Origin of the sequence: Roseiarcus sp. (assembly GCF_052145395.1) — a bacterium.
Taxonomy (GTDB): Bacteria; Pseudomonadota; Alphaproteobacteria; order Rhizobiales; family Beijerinckiaceae; genus Roseiarcus.
Window position 1 is genome coordinate 1 of sequence record NZ_JBKQOT010000248.1, and the last position, 3,156, is coordinate 3,156.

General features: G+C 65.9%; 3 protein-coding genes and 1 pseudogene. 3 read left to right on the top strand and 1 reads right to left on the bottom strand.

What is annotated here, in order from left to right:
• Window positions 1-155 precede the first annotated feature (155 nt).
• Window positions 156-890, top strand: a pseudogene (locus ACLP25_RS08470) (DUF1254 domain-containing protein); the annotation flags it as partial.
• 79 nt (window positions 891-969) lie between these two features.
• Here ACLP25_RS08470 and ACLP25_RS08475 read toward each other — a convergent pair.
• On the bottom strand, window positions 970-1,602 hold the full coding sequence (locus ACLP25_RS08475; RefSeq protein WP_442468769.1) for a class I SAM-dependent methyltransferase: 633 nt from the start codon (window positions 1,600-1,602) through the stop codon (window positions 970-972).
• A gap of 222 nt (window positions 1,603-1,824) precedes the next feature.
• Here ACLP25_RS08475 and ACLP25_RS08480 point away from each other — a divergent pair, with 222 nt between their 5' ends.
• Window positions 1,825-2,478 carry a CoA transferase subunit A gene (locus tag ACLP25_RS08480; RefSeq protein WP_442468770.1) on the top strand — a complete coding sequence of 218 codons (654 nt, stop codon included), beginning with the start codon at window positions 1,825-1,827 and terminating at the stop codon, window positions 2,476-2,478.
• Window positions 2,478-3,131, top strand: coding sequence for a 3-oxoacid CoA-transferase subunit B (locus ACLP25_RS08485; RefSeq protein WP_442468771.1), 654 nt, complete (start codon window positions 2,478-2,480; stop codon window positions 3,129-3,131). Before ACLP25_RS08480 ends, ACLP25_RS08485 begins: the two co-directional genes overlap by 1 nt.
• Window positions 3,132-3,156: the final 25 nt, after the last annotated feature.

The following is a 3,156-nucleotide window of genomic DNA, read 5'->3' on the forward strand; positions in this document are numbered from 1 at the left end:
CGTCCAATCGTCCTTGGTCTCGGGCTGAGCGTCGACGCCGTAGGCTGAGGCGGCTCCGGCGATCGTCATGCTCCAGCGGATCTTGTCCCAGCCATTAACATCTTTGGACTTGGGCTGTCCATGCAAAACAACACAAGATCGACGACGACCTCGCGAAGACGAAGTTCTTCGACTACGTGGCCTTCATGATGCAGTTCATGCCGCCAATGCAGAACGAGGACGCGATCCGCGCCGACCTCGCCAAAATCGGCGTCGAGGCGGGCAAGCCGTTCAACCTGGAAAGCCTCAGGCTCGACGACCGGCTCCAGATCCTCGTCGGCATGAAGATGGCCGACCGGCGAATCGACGACGTCGTCAATCTCTCCGGCAAGAACGTCAATGGCTGGCGGATCGGTTTCGGCGGCGGTGACGCCGCGTACTTCAACGGCGACTGGCTGAAGCGCGCGGCGGTGGCCAAGGCCGGCATCTACGCCAATGACCCGATCGAGGCGGCCTATCCCTTCGCCCGCACCGACGACCGCGGCCGTCCGCTCGACGGAAAGAGGAAATACACTCTGACCTTCCCCGCCGACGGGCTGCCGCCGGTCAACGCGTTCTGGTCGGTGACGATGTACGACGGCAAGACGCAGCTTCTGGTCAAGAACCCGATCGACCGGTACCTGATCAACTCGCCGATGCTGCCGGACCTGAAGAAGAATTCTGACGGCTCGATCACGATCCACATCCAAAACACGTCGCCGGGAGCGGACAAGGAATCGAACTGGCTGCCTTCGCCGGAGGGGCCGATCTACATGGTCATGCGCCTCTACTGGCCGAAGACCAATCCGCCCTCGATCCTGCCGCTCGGAACCGGGACCTGGAAGCCGCCGGGGGTGAAGCGGGTCGGCTGAGCGATTTCACCAGAAAGGACACGAAGGTCCGCCAAGGCTTCGGGTCTCTTCGTGATCTTAGTGGTGAAATCGATTCCCCTCAGCCCCTCCGCACCACCGCCCGCACGACCGCGCTCTCGCCGACGTGCAGATGGCCTTCGTCCACCCGCGCCTCCGCGGCTTCGAGCAACAGGATTTCCTCGGCGGAAAAATCCTCCCGCAGCGCCTCGACGGAATAAAGAGGCGCCGCATCGCGCGGGCCGCCGCGCGCTCCGGCGGCGTGTCGAAGAAGCTGCTCGGGGCGGAAGGCTTCCAGCACAATCAGGCCGCCGCGCTTCAGCGCTTTCAGCGCCTTCGCGTGGACGATCCGGCGCTCGGGCTCGACAAGGTGCACGTAAATCAGCGCGATCAGGTCGTAACGCGCCTCCGGCCAGTCCCATGCGAGCGCGTCGGCCTGAACGGCGTTGACGCTCGCGCCGCGCTCCGCAGCGAGCGCCTTCGCCTTGGCGACGCCGAAGGCGGAGAGGTCGAACGTATCCACAAGGAGTCCCTGCCCCGCGAGCCACACCCCGTTCCGCCCCTCGCCGTCGCCCGGGACGAGCGCGCGCATACCTCGCCGTTGCCGATGCGCCTGGCTCGCCAGAAAGGCGTTCGGCTCGAGCCCGTAGGCGTAGGACGCCGGCCGGTAGCGGTCGTCCCACATCCCGCCGGCGGGCGAAATCGTGTCCGTCATCGGCGATCACCCTCTTTTTGGCCTTCCCGCGCGGCTCACTGCGACGGCCGGCGGTCCGGGTCAACCGTCACACGCGTGTCAGATCGCGCGCCGAGTTTGCCGGCGATTGGGACAGGCCCCGCGACAATAAGCGGCGGCCGCTCCTTGTTTCGCTTCCGTCGGACTTGGATTACGGATCGACGCGCGCGCACCCGCGCGCAAGGGCTCACAGGGGATGCAAGTATGAAAACCGCGTTATCCGCCGATGCGGCGGCCGCACTGATCCCCGACGGGGCGGTCTGCCTGATCGGCGGCTTCATGGGGGTCGGCTCCCCCCACCGCCTGATCGACGCCATGGTCAAGCGCGGCGTGAAGAACCTGACGATCGTCGCCAACGACACCGCCTCGCCCGGCAAGGGCATCGGCAAGCTCATCTCCGCCGGCGCCGTCCGCAAGCTGATCGCTTCGCACATCGGGCTCAATCCCGAGACGCAGAAGAAGATGATTTCCGGCGAGATCGAGGTCGAACTTTCGCCGCAGGGAACGCTGGTCGAGCGCATCCGCGCCGGGGGCGCAGGGCTCGGCGGCGTGCTGACCGCCACCGGCATCGGCACGACGGTCGAGAAAGGCAAGCAGATCATCGAGGTCGACGGCAAGCCCTACCTGCTCGAGAAGCCGATTAAGGGCGACTTCGCCCTCCTCGGCTGCAAGCAGTCCGACTACTACGGCAACCTCCAGTATTCGCTGACTGCCCACAACTTCAATCCGATCATGGCGCTCGCCGGCGAAGTGGTCATCGCCGAGCCGCACCACATCGTGCCGGTCGGCGTCATCTCCCCTGACGACGTCAAGACGCCCGGCGTGCTCGTCACCCATATTCTCGAAAGGGCCCTGTGATGGAAGACAAGGACATCATCGCTGAGCGGGTCGCCCAGGAGATCAAGCCCGAGATGCTGGTCAATCTCGGCATCGGCCTGCCGAGTCTCGTCGCCAACTTCCTGCCGAAGGACGTGCACGTGTTCTTCCAGGCGGAGAACGGGGTCGTCGGCCTCGGCCCCCGCCCGCCCGAGGGCATGGAGGACGAGGACCTCACCGACGCCGGCGGCGGTTTCGTCACCGCCATGCCGGGCGCCGCCTCGATCGACAGCGCCATGAGCTTCGCCCTCATTCGCGGCGGCCATCTCGACATGACGGTGCTCGGCGGCCTTCAGGTCGACGAGCGCGGCTATCTCGCCAACTGGATGGTGCCGGGCAAGATGGTGCCGGGCATGGGCGGCGCGATGGACCTCGTCGCCGGCGCGAAAAGCGTCATCGTCGCCATGGTCCATACCGCCAAGGGCGCCCACAAGATCGTCGAGCGTTGCACGCTGCCGCTGACCGCTACGCGGCGCGTGAGCCTGATCGTGACCGAGATGGCGGTGATCAAGCCGACCGAGGCGGGCCTGGTGCTGAAGGAGCGCGGCCCCGGCTGCTCGGTCGGGGACATCGTCAAGGCGACCGGCGCGAAGCTGATCGTCGAGGGCGACGTGCCGGAGATGCAGATCGAATAGCCAGTGATTCGTCTGGCCTCGGTTT

Excerpts from the sequence above, each read along its gene's own strand:
- ACLP25_RS08485 (WP_442468771.1), top strand. The coding sequence starts at position 2,478 with ATGGAAGACAAGGACATCATCGCTGAGCGGGTCGCCCAGGAGATCAAG.
- ACLP25_RS08480 (WP_442468770.1), top strand. The coding sequence starts at position 1,825 with ATGAAAACCGCGTTATCCGCCGATGCGGCGGCCGCACTGATCCCCGAC.
- ACLP25_RS08475 (WP_442468769.1), bottom strand. The coding sequence starts at position 1,602 with ATGACGGACACGATTTCGCCCGCCGGCGGGATGTGGGACGACCGCTAC.